This window comes from uncultured Thermanaerothrix sp. (genome assembly GCF_938028735.1).
GTDB lineage: Bacteria > Chloroflexota > Anaerolineae > Anaerolineales > Anaerolineaceae > Thermanaerothrix.
This window is the reverse complement of sequence record NZ_CALIMF010000001.1, coordinates 117,758-139,560: the sequence shown is the minus strand read 5'-3', so window position 1 is coordinate 139,560 and position 21,803 is coordinate 117,758. Positions and strand designations below refer to the sequence as shown.

Below are 21,803 nucleotides of genomic sequence, written 5' to 3'. Positions count from 1 at the left end.
CCTGATTATATCGCTTTTGGGTGCGCCGGGCAAAAGTTGGCTCAACCTTGTCCCTCTACCAAACGCGCTGGGCCACCAACCTGCGCAACAATCACTTCCCGCACTCCCGGGAAGTCGCGCAACCGTCTTTGGATGCTTTCGGCGTGTTCGGGTAGGCAGATGACATGCACGTTCGGCCCAGCATCTAGGGTGTAGAAAGCCGCTATTCCCTCACGGCGCCAGGACGCCACCGCATGCATGAGCTCTACCGAAACTCCTCGCCAATAGATCAGAGGGGGCTGTGAGGTCAGCATGACCGCATGTAGCATCATACTGTCCTGCTCGGCAATTTCGGCCAAGGCCTCAAAATCGCGACGCCAGATGGCCTGGCGGGCGATCCGCAACCGCCGTGGCGCATCCGCCACCCGTGCCGCCTGCAGAGGACTGGTTGCCGCCAATAAGTGGCCCTGACTCGAACCGATGGCTTTGTGGGCAGACTCAACAATTGCCACGCAATCCACCAGCGGCCAGTGCTCCGGAGGGGCAATCGAAAAGGCATAGGAATCGGCATCGCCTCTGCCAGGTTGCCATTCCACAAATCCCGCCGGTACGGAACGTGCTGCTGATCCCGAACCGCGCCGTGCTAGGCGCGAGAGCGCGGCTTCATCCAAACGCAAGCCCAAAGCCGCCGTTGAAGCCAGCGCTAACGCTGCAAACGCCGCCGCAGATGAGGCCAGACCGGCGCCCGCTGGGAAATTGTTTTCACTTTCCACGTGCGCGGCCAGAGTGCGTCCGGCCAGACCTCGCACAAGATCCAGGAAGCGCACAACGCGTTCACGTGCTGCTCCCTCGAGTGGCTGACTGTTGAGCCAGATCTCATCTTGAGCCAACGTGGGATCAAACCAGACCCGCGTGCGGGTTAGAAGCCCACCCAGATTCATGGAAAGCGAGCCATTCGCCGGCAGGCGCAGTTCAGGATCACGATTCCCCCAGTACTTGATAAAGGCAATGTTGGGATGGGCAATGGCAGTGGCTGCCGTTTTTTCCATAGACCACCCTTTATTCGCTCTTCTGAGCCATGATAAGATAGGCGTCCTCGTGCTGCCAGGGTGAAGCCAGCAGGGTCAGCCCCACACCTTGCAAACCACTGCGAATCACCCCGGCATCCAAACGATGGGCACGCGGAGGACCATCATCATGAACCGCATCTGGCCGCCAATCCAGCACCGCCACCCGTCCGCCAACCTTTAGAACGCGCTGGATTTCGCGCATCAGATCATCCAATGGATCAACCTCATGAACCACAAAAGCCGCCCAAACCAAGTCTGCGCTTGCCGCTGGCAACGGGATGCGCGGCAACTCAATGCACATGGTATGCACCTGCGCCGGAGGATGCCGAGCGACCAGGGCATCCAACATTTCGCGGCTAATATCCAGCGCCCAAACCGCCCCGGTGGGGGTAACCAAATCGGCCAGGGGAAAAGTCCAAAAGCCTGGCCCACATCCCAAGTCCACCACCACCTGCCCCGGCTGCACACCAACCTGACGCAACAACGCTCGAGGATGCCATTTGGCCTCGCGTGAGGTTTCTAAAAGGATGGCATGCTTTTTAGGGTTAAAACGTTTTGTTTCGGACACAACGACCCCTTAGAATATTCTGATTTAGACAAATTATAGTCGGAAGTCACCCGGGCAGGGGATAGGTGTCCGGAAGTTATCCAGCCTCACCAGTGCCCTCAGCCGCCTCACGCGCTGTTTGCATGAGTCGTTCGTGGACAGCCCTCACCCGTTCCTCATCCATTTTGACCACCGCCCGGTCATAAGTCAGATAGCCATTCACCTCAATCTCCACATCACTGGTCTGAGTGTAAATCGCCGCCGAAAGGCCGGCTTCTACCCAAGGACGCACCTGCTCGTCCAGCAAGCGCTCATAGGCAGATGTGAGATCCGGAATAGTTTTGAAATGTTTATACCCAAAGCGCTTGCGGGGGTTCCAAAGATGATTGCAGATCTCCAGACTATACCCCCCAAATTCAGAAAGCGCCACTGCTCGCTCTTCTTCTGGCAGAATGGGGCGTAGGGGCTTGCCATAAACGTGGTAGGAGCAAAAATCGCCACCTTTTTGATCGTACCAGCCGCTGGCGTGATCCACTAGGCGCGTGGGATCATACGCCTTGAGCCAATCTGCAATAGCACGCGCTTCAAACTGCCCCCACCCCTCGTTAAAGGGAACCCACACCCCAATACAAGGGAAATGGTACAGGTGATCCACCATTGCTTGTAACTCTTGCCGATAATCCGCGCGTGATTCAAGGGATTGACGGCCAAAGCGCCACAAAGCGCGCTGATCTCCCTGATGCAGTCCCAATAAGAGCGTAACCAACCCCTCAAACCCAGTTTGCGCACGCCCACCGTTGGGCATATCTTGCCAAACAATCAATCCCATCTGATCACAGGCATAATAATAACGGGCCGGCTCAACCTTGACATGCTTGCGCAGCATATTGAAACCCAGCCGTTTGAGAAAAGCCAGTTCCCAGCGCATGGCCTCTTCTGAGGGCGGCGTGTACAACCCATCTGGCCAGTATCCCTGATCCAGAGGGCCCAACATGAACAGCGGCTCGCCGTTGAGCAAAACTCGCGTCCGCCCCTGGGCATCTCGGCCCAACCGAAACTCTCGCATTCCAAAGTAACTACGCACGCGATCTCTTTCAGCAGTGATCACCAGGTCATAGAGGAATGGAGAATCGGGGCTCCAAAGGCGTGGCGAGGGTAAGGAGATAATCATCTCACTTTCAGAGGTAGGGACGCTCACCTCAGCCACTTTGACCCCTTCCGCTAACACTTCGGCCCGCACATCGTGCAAGGCAGCTGTACCACCAGTCAAAACTCGCACCCGCACTGCCTGCCCAGATACATCCGGCGTGATCCGCAACCCGGCTACATAGTGGGCCGGCACAGCTTCTAGCCAGACGGTTTGCCAAATTCCCGAAACGGAATTGTACCAAATCGTATGCGGCTGACGCGTTTGTTTGCCGCGCTGCTGCCAATGGGTATCCGTAGGATCCCACACGGCCACTATGAGGTCCTGCTCCCTTGAGCGTAGGTAAGGAGTGATATCGAACACAAACGGCAAATAACCACCCTGATGGCTCCCCACGCGGTAACCATTGACCCAAATTTCCGCCTCCCAATCCACTGCACCAAAATGCAACAGCACCCGCTTGCCTTCCCAAGCCGGAGGCACCTCAAAAATGCAGCGATACCATAAACGTTCTTCAGGTTGGAGCGAGCGCCTTACCCCAGAAAGCGCCGCTTCGATAGCAAAAGGCACTAGAATCTCACCCTCGAAAACAGGAGGGGTTGCCTGAGCCCGCGGGGCAATGCCAAATTGCCAGACTCCGTTGAGGTTCAACCATTCTTCCCGCACCAATTGAGGTCGAGGATACTCCGGCCAGACGGCCTCAGGCTGAAGCGCCTCGCCCCAACGAGTCATCAACGGCGCACGTTGAGGTTGCCAAACCATGGTTTCCATGCCTCCTTGTGGGAAGATGTTTTAGAGGATAGCCAGTCTGCCCGGATCCCCCGAACCGGTGAGGCTTCATCTCAATGATAGCACACATAAAAACGACAGACCGGCTCGCACGCTAACCGGTCTGTGATGAACAAAGATAAACCCAAAATCTCAAGTGAGATTTGTAGAGGCTGCCTCTCCCACCTGCTTCTCACCTACAGAGGTGGTTTCGGCTTTGGGGAAACCTTCCATGCGCCGAAGGGCCTCGTTGTACACCTTGAGACGAACAGCACGCAGGCTTTCAGGAATGGTCACCACCCGTGCCCACCGTTGCAGGATAGGGGACTGCCGCTGGCATTCGGCCAGGTAATAATTGGGAATGCGTGGGCTGAGATGATGAATGTGGTGATAGCCAATGCTACCCGTAAACCACTCCAGCACCTTAGGTAATTTGTAATAGGAAGCCCCCAGCAATGCCGACGCCACATAGTTCCAGTGCTCCGCGCGCTCCCAATATACATCCTCAAACTGATGCTGGATGTAGAACAACCAGATTCCCCCTGTGCCGGCCAACCAGATAACCGGAAGTTGAATCATCACATATGCCTTCCAGCCCACCAGCGCGATCAGCCCTGCAGCCAAGGCCACAACACCCAGATTGGTCAACCACACGCTGCGCGTCTGGCGCTTGCCATAGCGCGGCAGGGGTAAACGGTGCATGATCAGGAACATGAAGATCGGTCCTAAGATGAACATAACCAGCGGGTTACGAAAGAAGCGATATCCCAGTTTCTCCAGCCAGGCCTTTTCGTAAAACTCTTCAAGGGTCAGAGTCGTAACATCCCCCACCCCACGTTTGTCCAGGTTCCCACTGGTGGCATGGTGAATGGCATGGGAGTGCCACCATTGCTCGCCGGGGGTAAACACCAGGATCCCCAACCAGAAGCCTACCGTACGGTTCAGTCGGGTGGAAGGAAAGAAGGAGTTGTGACCACAATCGTGGAAAAAGATAAATACACGGATCAGAAAACCGGCCGCCAAAACGGCCAGGCCCAAGGTCAACGCATAAGAAATCGTCAGGCTGCGGTACATTAAATACCAGAGCACCGCATATGGCACCAGGGTGTTAACCAATTGCCAAACGGCGCGACGCGTATCCGCTCGCTGGTAAGCGGTAATCTCACGGTTAATCTCATTCAGTTTAGGCAAGGCAGCCAAGCGTGCCTCGCGGGTTGTGGCTTCCATCACAGGCTTCTCCTTTTGGGTAAGGGGATAATCTCATTTTAGCCTGCTCCGCTTTGTGTTCCACCCCCTACACAGAGCATTTCGGTCATATTTCGAGTCATATTTCTTGCTCCCCTTAGCACATGTCTTTTCCCATGCTCATGGCCCCCTTGCTGACGAGTTTTAGAGATGCTTTGACAATCCCCGCCGTACCCTCCGGAGCAAACGCACCCCTAAGAGTACACCAACCCCCATGCCGGCTAGCAGAGGCTTCCACACTTCCCCACGCAAACGAAGGGCATCTCCCTTGACTACCAGTGCCAAATGCACAAGCACCAAGAGGGCCGCCACGTAAACCAGCCGGTGGAGCGCCTTCCAGCGCCGCCCAAGCCTACGCTGGATGCCCTGAAGAGACGTTACCGCCAGGCCGCTAAGAATGAGAAAAGCGCCCGCCCCAAACCATAAATAAGGCTTCTCGCGAAACTCGGCGCCCAACCAAGCCCAGTTCAACTCATAATCCACACCCACGTAGAGTGCAACATGGACCAGAGCGTAAGCAAAAGCATACAGCCCCAGGGGACGCCGCCAGCGCACAACCCACGCCAAGCCCCTTACCCAAGCCAAGGGTGTACAAGTCAGCGAAGCCAGCAGAAGCAAAATGGCCGCATCACCACTGCGCTGAATAGCAGTTTGCAGCGGGTTGATCCAGTACATCCCACGCAAGACACCTATCCAGAACAAAACCGCCGGCGCTACCCCTAGACCATGAACCCAGAGAAGCCATGCAGGGCGCTCAACTGCCTTACGTGTCAACACTTTTGCCATGGGCCAGGTTCAGTAGTAAACGCTAAGATCCATCCCTTGGTAAAGGGTTGCCACCTGTTCAGCATAACCATTAAAAGGCAACGTGGGCCGACGCCCACTTTCGCCAATGCGCCGCTCGGTGGCCTGTGACCAACGTGGATGTGAAACCGCCGGATTGACATTGGCGTAGAAGCCGTATTCCTGCGGCGCCACAGTTGACCATAACGTCGCGGGTTGTTCCTCGGTTAATTCGATCCGCACAATGGCTTTAATGCTCTTGAAGCCATACTTCCACGGCACCACCAGACGCAGGGGAGCACCGTTTTGAGGCAACAGTACTTGCCCATAAAGCCCAACCGCCAGGATGGTCAGATCATGTAAGGCCTCATCCAGGCGCAGTCCTTCAGTATAGGGCCAGGGAAAAAGTGGGTTCTTCTGACCGGGCATCTGTTGCGGATCATGAAGCGCCACAAAACGCACAAACCGCGCTGAACCCATGGGATCTGCTTGTTCTAACAACAAACGCAGTGGGAAACCCAACCAGGGGATTACCATGGACCAGCCCTCGACACACCGCAAGCGATAGATGCGTTCTTCCAAAGGGAAAGCCTGCAGCAGGTCCTCAATCCCAAATGTCTGGGGGCTGTGCACGAGGCCCCCTATTTCAACCGTCCAGGGGCGCACCCGGAAATCACGCGCCAACTGGGCAACTGCTTGTTTATCCGTAGAGAATTCGTAGTAATTGTTGTAATGCGTGACGGCTTCAAAAGGCGTAAGGGCATCCCCATATTCATCCGCGCGGCCCGTAGCCTGCGGGGCAAGGGCGGTTTCGTCTTCAGGGACTGGCCTCTTAGAAGCAGGTAAACAGGCTGCCAGTGCAATCCCCGCCGAAAGGCTCAACGCACCTTGCAAAAAACGCCGACGAGAATGATAAAGTGCCTCAGGGGTTATCTCTGACGAACGTGGCAGGGGATATCTAAAGCGCATTCGTTTCTCCTCTCTTACCTCTAATTATAAGGAATTAGGAGAACCTATGTCGGGTTTGTATGAGGATGATCTCACAACTATTCTCGGGGAGAGGCTTGTTCGCGTTGCCTCCACCATTGAGCAAAGCGTTCCACTTGACGGCGTTGCACCAATGTGGGCCGGATAAAGGGACGCACCTGGCGAATCATATCCCAAGCTTGCTCCACCATGAGACCGGTGCTAACCAGATAAGCCACTGCCAGCGTAGGCGCACGCCCTACACCTGACGCACAGTGTATATAGACTTTGCGCCCGGCTTTTATTTGCGCTTGGATGAAGGCAACCCCCTCCTCCAGTGCCTCCATAGAAGGCGCCTGGTCATCTATTGTGGGCAAATATAAGTAGTGCGTTGGTGCCAGCGCAGCAGCACGATCATCAAACTCCGCGCGCAGGTTGACCACCGCCTCAATCCCCCAACGCTCAAGGATGCGTTTACCTCGCCGCCCAAACTGCCCTCCTACAAATAAACTGGGGGTGATCTGAGAAAGGCGCCGTAAGGGCCGGTCCAGCACAGTTCGGCAGAAGAGATGAACCAACCATAATCCAGTCGTTCTGATCCCCTGTTCTACCAACCGCGAAGTCACAATGCGCACCCCTTTGACGAGCCGAGGCATGACACTTGCTGGCGAATCCTGTTCGATCAAGCTAACACTCCTTCCATCTTCAACCAGATAGCGTTGGAAAATTGTACCAGAGGACAGCCCTTTCCATACCCAAACCGGGCCTTATATGGTAAATTGAGGATGAGAAGCTGCATCAGACGTGAGCCACTTGTGATGCCTATTGAGCTGCCCAGAAAACATGCTCATCTGGCCCAATTTGCCAACCAGGGATATCTGAAGATTCGGACCCTCTACCGCCGCGCCAACCGGTTGAGCCGTGGGAGCCTGCACATCATTCGTCTGACCGTCCTGCGTTTCAGTCAGGCACGCGGCGCCGAAGCAGCGGCCAGCCTTTCGTACTACGCGCTATTCTCTCTCTTCCCCCTCCTGCTAATTCTGATCTCAGTGCTTGGTTTTGTGCTGCGCCGTGAAGATGCCTACCAAATCACACTCAACCTTGTGGTGGAACTCATGCCGGGTGCCCAGAGCCTGATTGAGCGCACCCTGCAGGAAGTTCTCAGCCGTCGCAGTACCTATGGGTTGATCGGCTTGCTTGGCGCGCTGTGGTCGGCCACAGGGTTCTTTAATACCTTGGTACGCCATATCAACTACGCTTGGCAAGGGGTTAAGCCGCGCGATCTCCTCCGCACGCGCTTAATGGCGTTGTTCATAGTACTGATCATCATCCTGCTACTGATCCTCTCACTGGCCTCCACCCCTTTGATCAACCTCCTTCGCCAATCACACCTGCCAGTTCACAACGGCGTCCCGCTGGAACAGACCCTTTTATGGACCGCCCTCTCTACGCTGGTGCCCTGGACGTTCACCTTCCTTATGTTTCTTGGCCTTTATGCCTGGATCCCCAATACTTCCGTACGGTGGCGAGCTGTGTTCTCGGGAGCGCTTTTTGCTGCCCTGGGGTGGGAAGTGGCGAAGCGAGCCTTTGTCTTCTATCTGAGCAGTGGCTGGGCACGGTATGAACTCATCTACGGTTCACTGGGTACCGTAGTGGTATTTATGATCTGGATGTACGTGAGCAGCCTGATCACTCTATTGGGCGCCCACCTAACTGCAACCATTGACGAGAATGGTAAGTTGGCACCTTAATCAAACGCAAGAAGGAGACAGGCTGTTCCGCCTGTCTCCATGATATCAGATTAGGTCACCAATCCGATTAGCGCGCCTGCTCGTACAGGCGACCTACCACGTCCCAGTTAACCACCGCCCACCACGCCTTCACGTAATCGGGACGGCGCCATTGATAGTTAAGGTAATACGCGTGCTCCCACACATCCAAGCCCAGGATAGGCGTATGTCCGTCCATATAAGGGCTATCCTGATTAGCGGTCGAGTAGACGCGCAGTTTTTTATCCCCATCCACTACCAGCCAAGCCCATCCGGATCCAAAACGGGTGATGGCGGCATTGCTGAACTGCTCTTGAAAAGCCGCAAACGAACCAAAGGTAGTATTGATCGCTTCTGCCAACGCCCCATGGGGTTCCTTCGCCCCGCCGGGGATCATGACCTCCCAGAAAAGGGAGTGATTAGCGTGACCACCGCCATGATTGCGAACAGCGGTGCGAATGGCCTCCGGGATCTCGTTGATCCGACGCAAAATGGTTTCGATAGGATAATCAAACCATTCCGGCGCGCTTTCTAGCGCTTTATTGAGGTTGTTAACATAGGCAGCATGATGCTTAGTGTGATGAATCTCCATCGTCCGCGCATCAATGACTGGTTCTAGAGCCGCATAGGCGTATTTCAATTCGGGTAGTTCAAACGGCTTTCCCATAATTTGGTCCTTTCTGGGTTGTTTTTGAGATTGGTGCTATTCAGCCTAAGTTTATTAGATTTTCTAGATTATATTACTATCATTAGTAAAAATTGTCAACAAGGTTTGTCGAACGTTTTAATAACCCCTGCGCTTTGAGGGGCGCAGGGGCCATCAGGTCAATTACCCTAAAAGTGGCGCTCTCTTTTATGAAAAGTCCACGGCCACGCGCAGGAAATCCGGAGCACGCTCCAGACGCACCACCCGCCCATGAACCACCAACGGCTCACCGGCGTCTAGATGGGGCACCTCCAACGCCACTTCGTCCCCCACACTTAAGGCCACGTCAGCAGCGGTCAGTAATAACATCCCCACCGCACTCACATTCAGGGTTTTCGCTGCGGCCAGCACAGGAGCAACAATCTGCACCGGCCGTTCCCAGTCAATTCGGTTCGCGCGACGTGCGTCGCCAAAACCTACCATCAGCGCCCTCCCTTTCTGTGTGCTCAAACCGGCTATCTCCACCTGTTAACTATTTATACCACATCTATCGGAAACCCTGCCCCTCAATCATACCTGACGCGGTAGACCAGATAATCCTTCAAAATCGCGGTATGATAGAAGTAGCCGGGATTAAGTCCTTGGCTGTGGAGAGATTGACTCATGGCTGTTTTCACCCTCGGTGCTCTGGCTGCACTAACTGCTGCCCTACTATGGGCCTGTGCTTCTTTTCTGTTTGCACAATCAGGACGCTGGTTGCGCCCTCTGCACCTTAACCTTTTTAAGGGAATTATTGGGTTATTCCTGCTGGGGTTGACTCTGCTATGCATGCCCAACCCGCCCACCTCCCCCTCCCCCCAGGCAATGCTATGGCTAGGACTGAGTGGCTTGATCGGCATTAGCCTAGGTGATACAGCCTACCTGGCCACCTTGAACGACCTAGGACCGCGCCGCACACTGCTCTTGACCATTTTGGCCCCACCCATCACTGCCCTGCTTGGCTGGATAACCTTGGGAGAATCATTAAGCCCGCCGGCGTGGGCAGGCATTCTGATAACCAGTGGGGGAGTTGCCTGGGTTATCAGCGAGCGGACCCCCGCGGAACGGCAAGCAGGGCCTCCGCACTGGCGGGGCGTGCTATGGGGGTTATTAGCAGCGCTGGCGCAATCCAGTGCTGTTCTCCTCTCTCGCGCTGTTTTCCTCACCACCTCGATCAATGCGCTACAAAGCGCGGTAATCCGCCTAGCCGCGGGTGTGGTGGGATTGCTCCTCTGGATAGGGCTCACCCATCAGTCCTGGCCGGATATAACTCCCTTTCGGGCCTACCCACGCCTACTGGTGATGACAGTGGGCGCCACCTTCCTGGGCACCTACCTGGCCATGTGGTTGCAGCAAGTCGCTCTCACATACGCAGCAGCAGGGGTTGTCCAAACCCTACTGGCCACCAGTCCTGTTTTCATCCTCCCGCTGGCTGCATGGAATGGCGAGCGTCTATCCCTGCGCGCTGTTGCCGGCGCCGGGGTTGCACTAACAGGGATATGGCTACTTTTTTGGCCAACATGATTCATCGCGGGCAACTCGGCGCACGATCCAGCCCTTCCAGATTCCACAAGTCACTGCGACCTGTGGGGTCCGGGGCTAGCCCGCAAATATCTGGACGCGCTGCCACCAGATCCAGGGAATAATAAAGTGGGATTGAGGGCAAAAACTGCCAATAGGCCACCTGTACCTCACGTTGCGCCGCCAGATAGGCCTCGCCCTCTGATGGATGCGCAGAGAGCGCTGTTTGACAAAGCCGGTCATAAGTCGCATCGCTGAATCCAGTCACATTTGTGCCCAGCCAGTGATTGCCCGCGTTGGGTATCTGATCGGTTGTGTATAAAAAGCAAGGGGATTCATCTCCGCTTTGCCAGGCAAAAGCCGCCAGATCAAATTTTCGTCCGAACAGCGGTCCCTCCGGCCCGGGCGCGTAGAATTCACCTGCGTTTAGGGTCTGCACATTCACTCCAACGCCACACCCTCGCAGACTCTCAGCCAGGATGGCAGCAACCTTCTGGCGTAAGGGGGCATTCGTCGTCAGGTAAGTAACCGCCAACGGTGTGCCATCCAGCACATTGGGCACCCCCCGTGCCACGCGCGGCGTGGCCGGGTTGCTGTCATCATCCACCCAACCAACGAGCTCCAGCAACTCCTGTCCCTTTCGGGGATCATAGGGAAACGGATTCTCGCCCTGGAAAGAGCGCGGGTCGCCGGGTGGGTAAAAGCCAAGCGGTACCTGATTCTGTCCCAGGAATAGGTCTCGAATTACCCGTTCACGATCCAAACAATAGGCAAATGCCTGACGTGTACGCACATCGCCGAAAATATCTTGACGATACCCCCCATTCGGCACGTAACCTGCGTCATAAGCCGCCGGGCGAATGCCAAAATCCAAATGCTCCCAGGTTGGACCCAGCAAGCGCCACACACGGATCTGACCATTTTTCTCGGCTTCCAAGACGTCCTTTAATTGGTTCTCCAACAGTACCGTTCGATCTACCACATCACACGTGCCATGGAGCAGCGCGTAGAGGTTGTTGTCTGCCTGCTCACCCAGAAAGCGAAATTCGATCCTATCAAACTTCGGCAGCCCTTCACCTGCACGGAAGTAGTTGGGATTACGGCGCAGCCGCAAAACCTCCCCCGGTTGCCAGGTTTCGATCACATACGGTCCCCACCCCATGGGCTGGCGCGCGCTAACTTCAGCAGTCAGCAGCGCTTCGGGCGTATAGCCCCCCCAGACGTGCTGAGGCAGGGGGATATAAAACATCGCAGCGTAATCGCGGGGAACATAACCGGGTTTTCCCACCCAAACCACCGTTTGGGAGTCCTCTGCCCGATAATCCGCGGTACGTTCCACATAATACTTTGAGGTGGGCGTTTTAGGATCGGCAGCGAGATGGAAGGAGTACACCGAATCCTCAGCCGTTAGAGGCTGCCCATCTGACCAGGTCACCCCAGGCCGCAGGTGGAAGGTGATGCGCAAACGCGTCATTTCCACAGGGGCGTTCCCATCCCAGGACCGGGCACAATCTGCCGCACGGCATCCTGCAGGAAAAACCCGCACCCCCTTTTCCAGGGGGACGACCCGCCCGCTGGTATCTACCACCTCATCCCCCGACTGAACGGTCACCGTTTCCTCAACCACATCTCCGTTTTCATACTCGGGCAAGCGTTCCAGTAAGACCGGTTGGGCCTGGCCGTTCACCCAATCCACCGGGCCATCATAAAGCGCCTCCAAGATGTTCCACATGGCACGGCTGTTACCCCCGTAGAGATAAAGAGTCAGGGGCTCCTCCCCCAAGCACACCGTCAACACTTTGGGTGGCTGGGTTGGGCTGGGAAGAGGTGAGGGGATAGAAGTCGCCATAGGGTTCGGTGGTGTGATCTTTCCGTTCTCCCTCGATGTCGCCTGGCAGGCCACCAAGGTCAGAACTAGGATGAGCACCACGCCATAACGGATGCGGAAGAGAACTGGCTTCCAATCCATACCATGCTCCACAATGAGATCGCCTTTGGGATATAACACCTGCAAAGACGCTTTCCCATTATAACCACAATTCACACTCCAATCCAAAAACGCAGCCCCTGGGGTTTACCAGGGGCTGCGAAGTCATGCTCAGGAGGACGCTTTTTAAGACTTGATGTCCCACTTCTCAAAGCGGTCGTAGCCGGTAATCGAGGGAGTGTCGATAACCCGTGGACTGACCAGGACTTTATCCGCATACCAGTAGAGTGGGAGGATCACTACCGCTTCATTGACTAAAATGTTCTCAGCATCCGCATACAATTGCATTCGCTTGTCCGAATCCGTCTCTTTGGCTGCCGCTATTACCAGCTCCACAAACTTATCGTAGAGCGGGTTACTCCCGGGTGTGTAAACGATTTTCCCCTCAGCATTTTCGGCTACGGGCCAGTTTACCACATCCTGATAGGGCCCCGGCGTGCCGTTATTATCCGTAAACACCTCACGCAGGAAGTTATTGGCATCCGGGTAGTCCTGTACCCAAGAGCCGCGATAAATGTTCTCATTACCCGCCTTACGCTGTTTCAAGTAGACCTTCCACTCCTGATTGGTCAGTTTCACATTGATACCCAACGTCTCCTTCCACATCGCCTGTACGGCTTCTGCCTTGCGACGGTGTGATTCACTGGTGTTGAATACTAACGTGAGGTCCAACTGATCCGCGGTTAGGCCTTTCTCTTTCAGATACTCGTCCAACAACGTCTTCGCGCGCTGCGGGTCATACGTCAATCCTAAATTCGGGAATTTCTCCGGCTTGGGGGCGCCGGCCACACCTGGATGTGTGAACCAGCGCGCGGGTACCCCAGTTTTGGTCACATTCTTGACCAGCGCCTCTCGATCCACAGCCAGCGCCAACGCTAACCGCACCCGCACATCATCGGTTGGGGCCTTGGTGGTATTGAAGGCATAGAACTCAGTGCCCAGGGTATAGGTATTGCGCAGCATATCCGCGTACTTTGGGTCGTTGAGGATGCGATCCAAGTCGCCCGCTGGAATCCCCGAGACATCAAGGTTGCCTGTTTCAAATTCGGCCAAAGCCCCTGCGGCGTCCACCAGTTTCCAATGCACCTCATCAATCTTGGGCGAAGGCACCACGGCATCGCCCGGCCAGAAGGGGTTCTTCACGATGGAGATCTCAGAATCATGCACCCACTCTTTGAGCGTGAAGGGCCCATAACCCTGGTAGAAGCCCGTCTCCGTCCAGCGCTCACCACGTCCCTCAGTGCAATCATCGCCCTCAATGATCCACTTGGGCTGTGCATGAGCCACCCACAGGCCAGCGATGTTAAGGTTATATACCGCCGGCTCAATGAACGTGATCTGCAAAGTTTTTGCATCCAGCGCTTTGACCCCCACGGTGCTCGGGTCATCCGTTTCGCCCTGGTTATATGCCGCTGCCCCCTCAATCCCGTACAGCACATACGCATAATCCGACGCTGTGGCTGGGTTGAGCGTGCGCAAGATGCCATATTCGAAGTCATAGGCCGTCACATAGCGAGGATTGCCGTCGCAATCCAACACTTGCTCAACCTCCTTACCGTTATAGCGCACCCAGGGCACCCCCTCTTTGATTGTAAAGGTGTAAGTACGCCCATCCTCCGAGGTTTGCACATCGGTGGCCATCGCCAGTTCCAACTCTGCCGTCTGTTCATTCTGGCGCGTCAACCCGACCGTCATTTCGTCAATCAGTTGAATGGAAATTACGTCCACAGCCAGGGCGGTATCAATGGTAGGGATATCCCCTGGCCCCCACGCTAGGCGCAGCACTTTGCGTTGTTCAGCCGGCTGCGTGGCTTGGGGAGTCACCACTACCACCTTGGGCGTACCCTCGACCACCACCGTCTCCACGACAACCTGGGGGGTTGGTGCAGCGGGCTGGCAGGCAGCCATAATCAGCGCCACACCCAACAAGACACTTAGCACCATCCAGATTTTATTGCGCATTTCAGGCCTCCTCCTTTTTGACTAATAGGATAAGCCGCCCTGGGAATGGCGATTCCTCAGCGCGGCGGTTGAACCATTCGATTTTTAGGGTACAAGATCGGGGGCCACGAAATCTCTAGACTATTGAGTCCCACGCAACCGCGGATCGAGCGCATCGCGCAGGCCATCCCCCAAGAAGTTAAAGGCGAACATGGTGATCGCCAGGGCGAGGGCCGGGAAGATGGTCTGGTTGGGATAGGTACGGATCACCTGCGCTCCTTCGGAAATCATGGAGCCCCAGGAGGGTGTGGGAGGATTGACCCCCAAACCGATAAACGAAAGGAACGCTTCGGTAGTGATATACCCCGGGATGGCGAGCGTCTCCGCCACCACCAGCGGACCCACGATATTAGGCAGAATGTGGCGAAACATAATGCGTAAATCGGTGGCACCAATGGTGCGGGCCGCCTCAATAAATTCCTTCTCACGCATCGAAAGCACCTGCCCACGAGTCAAACGAGCCATCGTCTCCCAGGCAGTCAGACCGATCCCGATGAAAATGAACAACATCCCCCCCAAGCGCGCATCCAACTGGCTGACCGTATAAGTGAATGTGCCGGGTTCAGGGCGTGCAAAGGTTGAACGGAAGAATGCCATGAGCAGGATAATAAAGAGCAAGCCAGGGAACGCGTACAATACGTCCACAATGCGCATCATGATGTTATCTAAGCGTCCACCGAAGTAGCCCGAAATGCTCCCATAGATCACACCGATAAACAGGCTAATGAGTGGGCCAATCAGCGCGACGGTTAGGGAGACGCGGGTTCCATAGACAATCCGGCTGAAGAGATCTCGGCCCACATAATCCGCCCCTAAAAGATACTTATCCGAAATCTTGGCGTAAGGCTGCATGGTGGGGAAGACCTTAAGCATCCATGCTGGCACTTTGTTTTGATCCACCAGCGTTTGTTTTTCGTAGGGATAAGGCGCGATCTTATCGGCGAAGATGGCGGTAAGATAGAGAATGAGAATGATAACCCCACCGATTACCGCGGCGCGGTTGCGTATTAACCGACGCAGGGCATCCTGCCACAGGCTTTCGCGCTTAGTGGTTAAAAGTGTGTCTTTATCTCGAGCACGAGCATCCAATGTCACGGGTTGAGCCATATTGATCCCTCAGAGGCCTTAATCATAGCGAATACGCGGATCCAGATACGCATAGACTATATCCACCACCAGGTTGGCAATGACCAAAATCAACGCATAAAGCAAAATGGTACCCATAATCACTGGGTAATCCCGGTTGGTGATACTGGTGACAAAATAACGCCCCATCCCCGGGATTCCAAAGGTTACCTCGGTGACAAAGGTCCCGGTCACCAACGCGGCAAACAGCGGCCCTAAAATAGTGACCACTGGAATGAGCGAATTCTTAAGTGCATGGCGCACAATGACCAGCGACTCACGTAACCCCTTGGCCCGCGCCGTGCGGATGTAATCCTCGCGCATGGTTTGGAGCAAACTGGCACGGGTAAGACGGGCAATAATCGCCGACGAGCCTAACCCCAATGCTACCGAGGGCATAATGGCGTAGCGGAAAAACTCCGGACCTAACTCACGGGGGAAAATGCCCAAGACAAACGGTGGTTTGGCACCCCAACCGGTCGGCGGGAACCACTTCAACGTGACTCCAAAGATCCAGATCATGAGGGGGCCCAGAATAATAACTGGCACCGAGACGCCGAAGATGGCCACACTCATGCCCAAATAATCAAAAATGGTATTCTGCTTGAGGGCAGCTAAAATGCCTAGTGGCATGCCAATGATGATCGCCACGAGCAAAGCCATAATACCTAGTTGTGCCGAAACTGGCAACTGCTGGCGGAATATATCGTTAACCGTGCGGCTACGGGATGAATATGTGGGGCCAAAATTCATCCACTTGAACCACACGTTTCCCAGTTTTACCGTGATGAGAAAATCGTCATCCACACTCCCTTGGGGTGGAGTGGCGCTGATTCTGGGGATAAACACATCGTAGAGATAGCGCCCGTACTGCATCAATAAGGGCTCGTCCAAGTGGTAACGCTTATTAAGATTCTCAATAATTTCCGGGGGCAAAGCCTTCTCGCGATCAAATGGCCCCCCGGGTACGGCGTGCATTAGCCCAAAGGTGATGGCTGAAACCACAAACAAGACCACCAAAAGGTAAATCAAACGCCGTGCAATATATCGGCCCATTCACTCACTCCTGAGATCCAAATCTTCCCCGAAGGGATGGAGGGGAGAGGTTTCCCCCTCCCCTCCTGAGCACAACCCACTAGCGGGTGATATCCCATTTCTCAATATGCTCAAGACCACCCAGCACCGAGAAAGTCCGCTGGACGTACGGCTTGGTCACAGTGACGCGGGTGTACCAATAGATCGGGGCCATCACCGCATCTTCGTAAACCAGGATCTGCTCGGCCTGGGCATAGAGGTCTACGCGCTTCTGCGGATCGGTCTCGCGCGCAGCCTGCACTACAAGTTCCTCAAACTTGGGGTTCTCCCAGTTGAAGCCACCGCCATCAGCCGGGTTGGACGAGCCGCCCTTGGTGGGCACTTCGCGCAGGAAGTTGTTAGCATCCGGGTAGTCCTGGCACCAGCCAAGGCGGAAAATCTGCGGCGTCGCCTGCGGGTCACGGATGGTCTTCAGGTAGACCTTCCACTCCTGGTTAGCCAATTTGACATCCAAGCCGAGATACTCCTTCCACATCTGCTGGATGGCCTCGGCGATCTTCTGGTGACCCGAAGAAGTGTTGAACATCAGGGTGATATCCAAATCACTGACCTTCAGACCCTTCTCATCCAGGTAGGACTGCAATTCGGCTTTGGCCTTCTCAGGATCGAACTTGACGCCCAGGTCAGGATATTTATCCGGTGTCGGCGCACCAGTCAGACCAGGGCGAGAGAACCACTGCGCTGGCTCCTGACCACCCTTAAGCACGTTGTCAATCAGGCTCTGGCGGTCAATCGCCATAGAGAGAGCGCGGCGCACACGGACATCATCCACGAACTTGGCCTTGGTGTTGAAGCCGTAGTAGTAGGTGCACATCACCGGGCCAATCACCAGTTGCTTGGAGAGTTCAGGGTCTGCCTTGACGCGGTCAATGTCGGCCAAAGGCACGCCCGCTACATCTAGATTGCCGGCCTCATACTCAGCAAACGCCGGTACCTCATCCAGCATTGTCCAGGTGATCTCGTCAATCTTAGCCACCGGCACGGAGGGCAAACCCGGCCAGAATGGGTTCTTCACCAAAGTGATGTAAGAGTCATGCACCCATTCCTTCAAGGTATAGGGGCCATAACCCTGGAAGAAACCGGTCTCGGTCCACTTATCACCGCGCGCCTCAGTGCAATCATCACCCTCAATTAACCACTTGGGCATAGCATGGGCTACCCACACGCCGGCGATGTTGACATTGTAAGCCGCCTGCTCGTTGAAGGTGATCTCGAGGGTTTTCTCATCGAGCGCCTTCACCGCCACGGTAGTGGGATCATCGGTCTTGCCCGCGTTATAGTCTTCTGCACCTTTGATGGCAAAGGCCAGCACGTAAGCATAGTCTGAAGCCGTCTTGGGATTGAGTGTGCGCAGGATGCCGTACTCAAAGTCATAGGCCGTCACATAGCGCGGATTGCCCTCGCAATCCAGTACCTGTTCGACCTCTTTCCCGTTCCAACGTACCCACGGGATACCCGTCACCAATTTGAAGGTCACCGTTTGGGTGCCATCCTCGTTGTTAACCACATCCCACGACTCGGCCATGCCAGGCAATACTTCCGCAGTCTCTTCGTTTTGACGAGTCAGACCTACACTCGTCTCTTCAATGATCTGAACCGAAGAAGTATCGGTCGCCAGTGCTGGATCAATGGTAGGAATATCGCCTGGGCCCATGTTCAGGCGCAGCACCTTGGGTCCCGCAGCCGCTGGCGCGGGGGTCGCGGTCACCACCACCTCTCTGGGCGTACCCTCAACCACAACTGTCTGAATGATTTTCTCCGGGGTCGGTGCAGCCGGCTGGCAAGCCCCCAGGACTAGGCCCGCCAACACCAACACACTGATCAACAAGAACAACTTGGTACGCATATCTTTCTCCTCCTTGAAAAGGATCTAAATGGATTCGAGTGGGTTTAACGCCCCGCTTCTAACCAACCCTACATACCTAACGCACTTTCCCAACCATCACCTCCTTTCCAACCTCGCCTTCACATAAATTTATACCATATGACAGGCCACAAAATGACCTGGACTTACCTCACGCCATTCGGGCTTCACTTCTTTGCAAATCTCAGCGGCCAGCGGGCAACGCGTGCGGAAACGGCACCCCGAAGGTGGGTTGACCGGCGAGGGCACATCTCCTTGAAGAATGATGCGCTTGCGTTTCTTCTCCACCGCTGGATCCGGGATGGGTACCGCCGAGAGCAACGCTTGGGTATAAGGATGCAGGGGGTGGTTGTAGAGTTCATCACGTGAGGCCAGTTCCACCATCACGCCCAGGTACATTACGGCCACGCGGTTGCTAATGTGACGCACCATCGAGAGATCGTGCGCAATGAAAAGATAAGTCAGGCCAAATTCCTGCTGCAGGTCTTCCAACAGGTTAACTACCTGGGCTTGAATGGAGACATCCAGCGCCGAGATCGGCTCATCGCAGACAATGAAAGAGGGCTGCAGGGCTAAAGCACGCGCTACACCAATGCGCTGGCGCTGCCCGCCTGAGAATTCATGCGGGTAACGATTGGCATAGGCCGGGTTCAAGCCCACCAGTTCAAGCAAATGCTCCACCCGTTCTTGTACCTCACGCCCCCGCGCCACGTTGTGAATGATTAGCGGCTCACCGATAATCTCACCCACCGTCATACGTGGATTGAGGCTGGCATAGGGATCCTGGAAGATCATCTGCATGCGTCGCCGCATGCGGCGCAGGTCCTCGCCTTTGAGTTTAACCAAATCCACCCCTTCAAAGTGCACACTGCCCGAGGTAGGGCGATAGAGTTGCAGGATCGTGCGGCCCGTGGTGGACTTCCCACACCCCGATTCGCCCACTAGTCCCAGGGTCTCGCCTCTGTAAACATCAAAGGTCAGCCCGTCCACTGCATGGACAGCCCCCACCTGACGCTGAATGATAATGCCACGGGTAATTGGAAAATGCTTAACCAGATTCTCAACACGAACCAGAACTTCGGGCTCGGCCATCAGCGTTCTCTCCCAGTTTGAGTGTCCACCCAGCAGGCCACTTGATGCTCAGGAGCCACCGACATCAAGGGCGGATTTTCATGCCAACAACGCTCAACCGCATATTTGCAACGTGGTGCAAAGGGGCAGTAGTTCGGCTTTTCCAGTAGTACCGGCGGCAAACCATCAATCGAAATCAGACGCCGGTGGCCGGTTTCGTCCATACGGGGTAGACTGCCCAATAGGCCAATTGTGTAAGGATGAGTCGGATGGGCATACAGTTCATCCACCTGGGCCATTTCTATAATGTAACCACCATACATCACTGCTACCCGGTCGGCTAACCCCGCGATGATGCCCAAATCATGAGTGATCCAAATAATGGCCATTCCCAGTTCATCGCGCAAGCGCTTGACCAAATCAATGATCTGCGCCTGGATGGTCACATCCAAGGCTGTGGTAGGCTCATCGGCAATCAGGATTTGCGGGGTGCAGATCAACGCCATAGCAATCATGACGCGCTGACGCATGCCCCCCGAAAACTGGTGAGGATAATCATTTAGGCGCTCTTTGGCATTGGGAATGCCCACCATAGCCAACATCTCTGCCGCCCGCTCAAGCGCCTGCTTGCGCGACATCCCCATATGGATCTCTAACGGTTCTGCCACTTGCCGGCCAATAGTCAATACCGGATTGAACGAGGTCATCGGGTCCTGAAAGACCATGCTGATCTGCGCCCCACGGATATGGCGGATTTCTTCATCGCTCATCTTCAGCAGGTCTTTGCCCTGGTAGATGGCCTTCCCGGCCACAACTTTACCCGGCGGTGAGGGGATCAGGCGCAGGATGGACATCACGGTCACACTTTTGCCACATCCGCTCTCCCCCACAATACCCAGGGTCTCCCCTTCGCGCAGCGAAAACGAAACCCCGTTGACGGCATGGACGGTCCCTTCACGCGTGCGGAATTGGGTCTCCAGGCCCTCGACAGTCAACAATTCGGTCATGGGATGGACCTCGGTTGATATGAATGTGTTCCCTGGAACAGGTGTGAGGTGGTTCATACAAAGCCCAAGAAACAAGGCAAAATCAATTTTACAACCAAAGTAGAGGCATGTCAAACTGAATCACCCCGTGGCGATAAAACCCATAACCTGCACGATTTGTACACTCCAGCGACCTATTCAATATCTCTTTTTACAGATACAATAAAACACACTTTACAACTAGGTAGCCGTTTGAGAAGCACGCTTTTACTGACTAGCCTCATTTCAAGTTTGTCCTTTTTCCTGGCCTCGGCCCCTCTACTTGGCGAGATGATCGCCACCACTGCCCCCCTGCGCAGCCTCAAAAGCCCCCCCTCCGACCTGAATCTCGCCTATGAAGAGGTGAGTTTCCTCACCGCCGATGGATTGACCTTGCGGGGATGGTTCTTCCCCGCCCCCAACCCCGACGCACCAGCGATTCTTTACGCACCCGCCACTGCCAAAGACCAACGCCAAGGCTTGTCTTTAGTCCAACCTCTCCGTGAGGCTGGCTTTCATGTCCTGCTCTTCAGTTATCGGGGCAGTGGGGAAAGCGAGGGCAACCGCTTTGCCTTCTCATACGGGGCACGCGAAAGCCAAGATGTGGACGCCGCGGTACGCTATCTCACCGAAACCCGGGGTATCCCCTGTGTTGGGGGCATCGGTCACTCCGCTGGTGCAGTGGCCCTGATCCTCAGCGCCGCCCGGACCCCCGGCCTTCGCGCCATGGTCGCAGCTGCCCCCTTCCCGTCCCTCGAAGATGCATGGCGGCTCAATCGGCCAGCCTTCTTCCCGACCCCCCTCTACGAACAGGTCATGCGCCTTGCAGAGTGGCGCAAAGGCTTCTCGCGGGACGAAGTACGTCCCCTGGACGTTGTACACCGCCTCACTCCTCGCCCCATCTTGTTTGTCTTCAGTCGCGCCGACCGCCGTATTCCCCCAGAAGAAGCTGAACGGTTATATACGGCGGCTAGAGAACCCAAGGCCATTATCTGGCTACCTAAGGCCACTCACGAGCAGGTGCGTTCTCCCGGTCTAGATCACCTTATGCCCCAACTGGTCCACTTCTTCCGTACTACCCTTCAAACCGCACCGGAGTGCCAGCACGGCCCTGCCTTGCCTTAGACCAGCCGGCAGCCCTCACCAAGAGCTGGG

At 55.4% G+C, this 21,803-nt stretch carries 19 protein-coding genes; 3 read left to right on the top strand and 16 right to left on the bottom strand.

The window, feature by feature from the left end:
- Positions 1–41 precede the first annotated feature (41 nt).
- The 7 genes from mvaD to Q0721_RS00575 form a co-directional block, all read right to left on the bottom strand.
- A complete protein-coding gene (gene mvaD / locus Q0721_RS00605; protein WP_299024233.1) occupies positions 42–1,028 on the bottom strand; it encodes a diphosphomevalonate decarboxylase in 987 nt (328 codons plus the stop codon).
- 10 nt (positions 1,029–1,038) lie between these two features.
- Positions 1,039–1,617: a class I SAM-dependent methyltransferase gene (locus Q0721_RS00600; protein ID WP_299024230.1), complete on the bottom strand. Its 579-nt coding sequence runs from the start codon at positions 1,615–1,617 to the stop codon at positions 1,039–1,041.
- A 76-nt stretch (positions 1,618–1,693) separates the two neighbouring features.
- Positions 1,694–3,514: a sugar-binding domain-containing protein gene (locus Q0721_RS00595; RefSeq protein ID WP_299024228.1), complete on the bottom strand. Its 1,821-nt coding sequence runs from the start codon at positions 3,512–3,514 to the stop codon at positions 1,694–1,696.
- A 150-nt stretch (positions 3,515–3,664) separates the two neighbouring features.
- The gene (locus Q0721_RS00590) at positions 3,665–4,738 is read right to left on the bottom strand and encodes a fatty acid desaturase (protein ID WP_299024227.1); all 1,074 of its coding nucleotides are present in this window, start codon (positions 4,736–4,738) and stop codon (positions 3,665–3,667) included.
- A 162-nt stretch (positions 4,739–4,900) separates the two neighbouring features.
- Positions 4,901–5,542 carry a ferric reductase-like transmembrane domain-containing protein gene (locus tag Q0721_RS00585; protein ID WP_299024225.1) on the bottom strand — a complete coding sequence of 214 codons (642 nt, stop codon included), beginning with the start codon at positions 5,540–5,542 and terminating at the stop codon, positions 4,901–4,903.
- 9 nt (positions 5,543–5,551) lie between these two features.
- The gene (gene msrP, locus Q0721_RS00580) at positions 5,552–6,508 is read right to left on the bottom strand and encodes a protein-methionine-sulfoxide reductase catalytic subunit MsrP (RefSeq protein WP_299024223.1); all 957 of its coding nucleotides are present in this window, start codon (positions 6,506–6,508) and stop codon (positions 5,552–5,554) included.
- Between the two features lie 77 nt (positions 6,509–6,585).
- A complete protein-coding gene (locus tag Q0721_RS00575; protein WP_299024221.1) occupies positions 6,586–7,191 on the bottom strand; it encodes a dual specificity protein phosphatase family protein in 606 nt (201 codons plus the stop codon).
- A 132-nt stretch (positions 7,192–7,323) separates the two neighbouring features.
- Between Q0721_RS00575 and Q0721_RS00570 the strand changes: the two genes are divergently transcribed.
- Positions 7,324–8,256 (top strand): YihY/virulence factor BrkB family protein, encoded by a 933-nt coding sequence (locus tag Q0721_RS00570; RefSeq protein ID WP_299024219.1) that lies wholly within the window; start codon positions 7,324–7,326, stop codon positions 8,254–8,256.
- 67 nt (positions 8,257–8,323) lie between these two features.
- Here the strand turns inward: Q0721_RS00570 and Q0721_RS00565 are convergent, their stop codons facing one another.
- Both Q0721_RS00565 and Q0721_RS00560 read right to left on the bottom strand, forming a co-directional pair.
- Positions 8,324–8,941 (bottom strand): superoxide dismutase, encoded by a 618-nt coding sequence (locus tag Q0721_RS00565; RefSeq protein WP_299024217.1) that lies wholly within the window; start codon positions 8,939–8,941, stop codon positions 8,324–8,326.
- Between the two features lie 186 nt (positions 8,942–9,127).
- On the bottom strand, positions 9,128–9,430 hold the full coding sequence (locus tag Q0721_RS00560) for a PilZ domain-containing protein (RefSeq protein ID WP_299024215.1): 303 nt from the start codon (positions 9,428–9,430) through the stop codon (positions 9,128–9,130).
- A 153-nt stretch (positions 9,431–9,583) separates the two neighbouring features.
- Here Q0721_RS00560 and Q0721_RS00555 point away from each other — a divergent pair, with 153 nt between their 5' ends.
- Positions 9,584–10,483 carry a DMT family transporter gene (locus tag Q0721_RS00555; RefSeq protein WP_299024213.1) on the top strand — a complete coding sequence of 300 codons (900 nt, stop codon included), beginning with the start codon at positions 9,584–9,586 and terminating at the stop codon, positions 10,481–10,483.
- A 1-nt stretch (position 10,484) separates the two neighbouring features.
- Here Q0721_RS00555 and Q0721_RS00550 read toward each other — a convergent pair whose 3' ends face one another.
- The 7 genes from Q0721_RS00550 to Q0721_RS00520 form a co-directional block, all read right to left on the bottom strand.
- A complete protein-coding gene (locus tag Q0721_RS00550; protein WP_299024211.1) occupies positions 10,485–12,449 on the bottom strand; it encodes a peptide ABC transporter substrate-binding protein in 1,965 nt (654 codons plus the stop codon).
- Positions 12,450–12,593: 144 nt separating this feature from the next.
- A complete protein-coding gene (locus Q0721_RS00545) occupies positions 12,594–14,429 on the bottom strand; it encodes a peptide ABC transporter substrate-binding protein (protein WP_299024209.1) in 1,836 nt (611 codons plus the stop codon).
- A gap of 120 nt (positions 14,430–14,549) precedes the next feature.
- Complete coding sequence (locus Q0721_RS00540) at positions 14,550–15,575, bottom strand: ABC transporter permease (RefSeq protein WP_299024207.1); 1,026 nt, start codon at positions 15,573–15,575, stop codon at positions 14,550–14,552.
- 18 nt (positions 15,576–15,593) lie between these two features.
- Positions 15,594–16,649, bottom strand: coding sequence for an ABC transporter permease (locus Q0721_RS00535; protein ID WP_299024205.1), 1,056 nt, complete (start codon positions 16,647–16,649; stop codon positions 15,594–15,596).
- A gap of 79 nt (positions 16,650–16,728) precedes the next feature.
- Positions 16,729–18,534 (bottom strand): peptide ABC transporter substrate-binding protein, encoded by a 1,806-nt coding sequence (locus Q0721_RS00530; protein WP_299024203.1) that lies wholly within the window; start codon positions 18,532–18,534, stop codon positions 16,729–16,731.
- Positions 18,535–18,663: 129 nt separating this feature from the next.
- Positions 18,664–19,644, bottom strand: a complete 981-nt coding sequence (locus Q0721_RS00525; RefSeq protein WP_299024201.1) for a dipeptide ABC transporter ATP-binding protein — start codon at positions 19,642–19,644, stop codon at positions 18,664–18,666.
- Complete coding sequence (locus Q0721_RS00520) at positions 19,644–20,630, bottom strand: ABC transporter ATP-binding protein (protein ID WP_299024199.1); 987 nt, start codon at positions 20,628–20,630, stop codon at positions 19,644–19,646. The genes Q0721_RS00525 and Q0721_RS00520 overlap by 1 nt, the downstream gene beginning before the upstream one ends.
- Before the next feature lie 231 nt (positions 20,631–20,861).
- Here Q0721_RS00520 and Q0721_RS00515 point away from each other — a divergent pair, with 231 nt between their 5' ends.
- Positions 20,862–21,773, top strand: coding sequence for an alpha/beta fold hydrolase (locus tag Q0721_RS00515; RefSeq protein ID WP_299024198.1), 912 nt, complete (start codon positions 20,862–20,864; stop codon positions 21,771–21,773).
- Positions 21,774–21,803 lie beyond the last annotated feature (30 nt).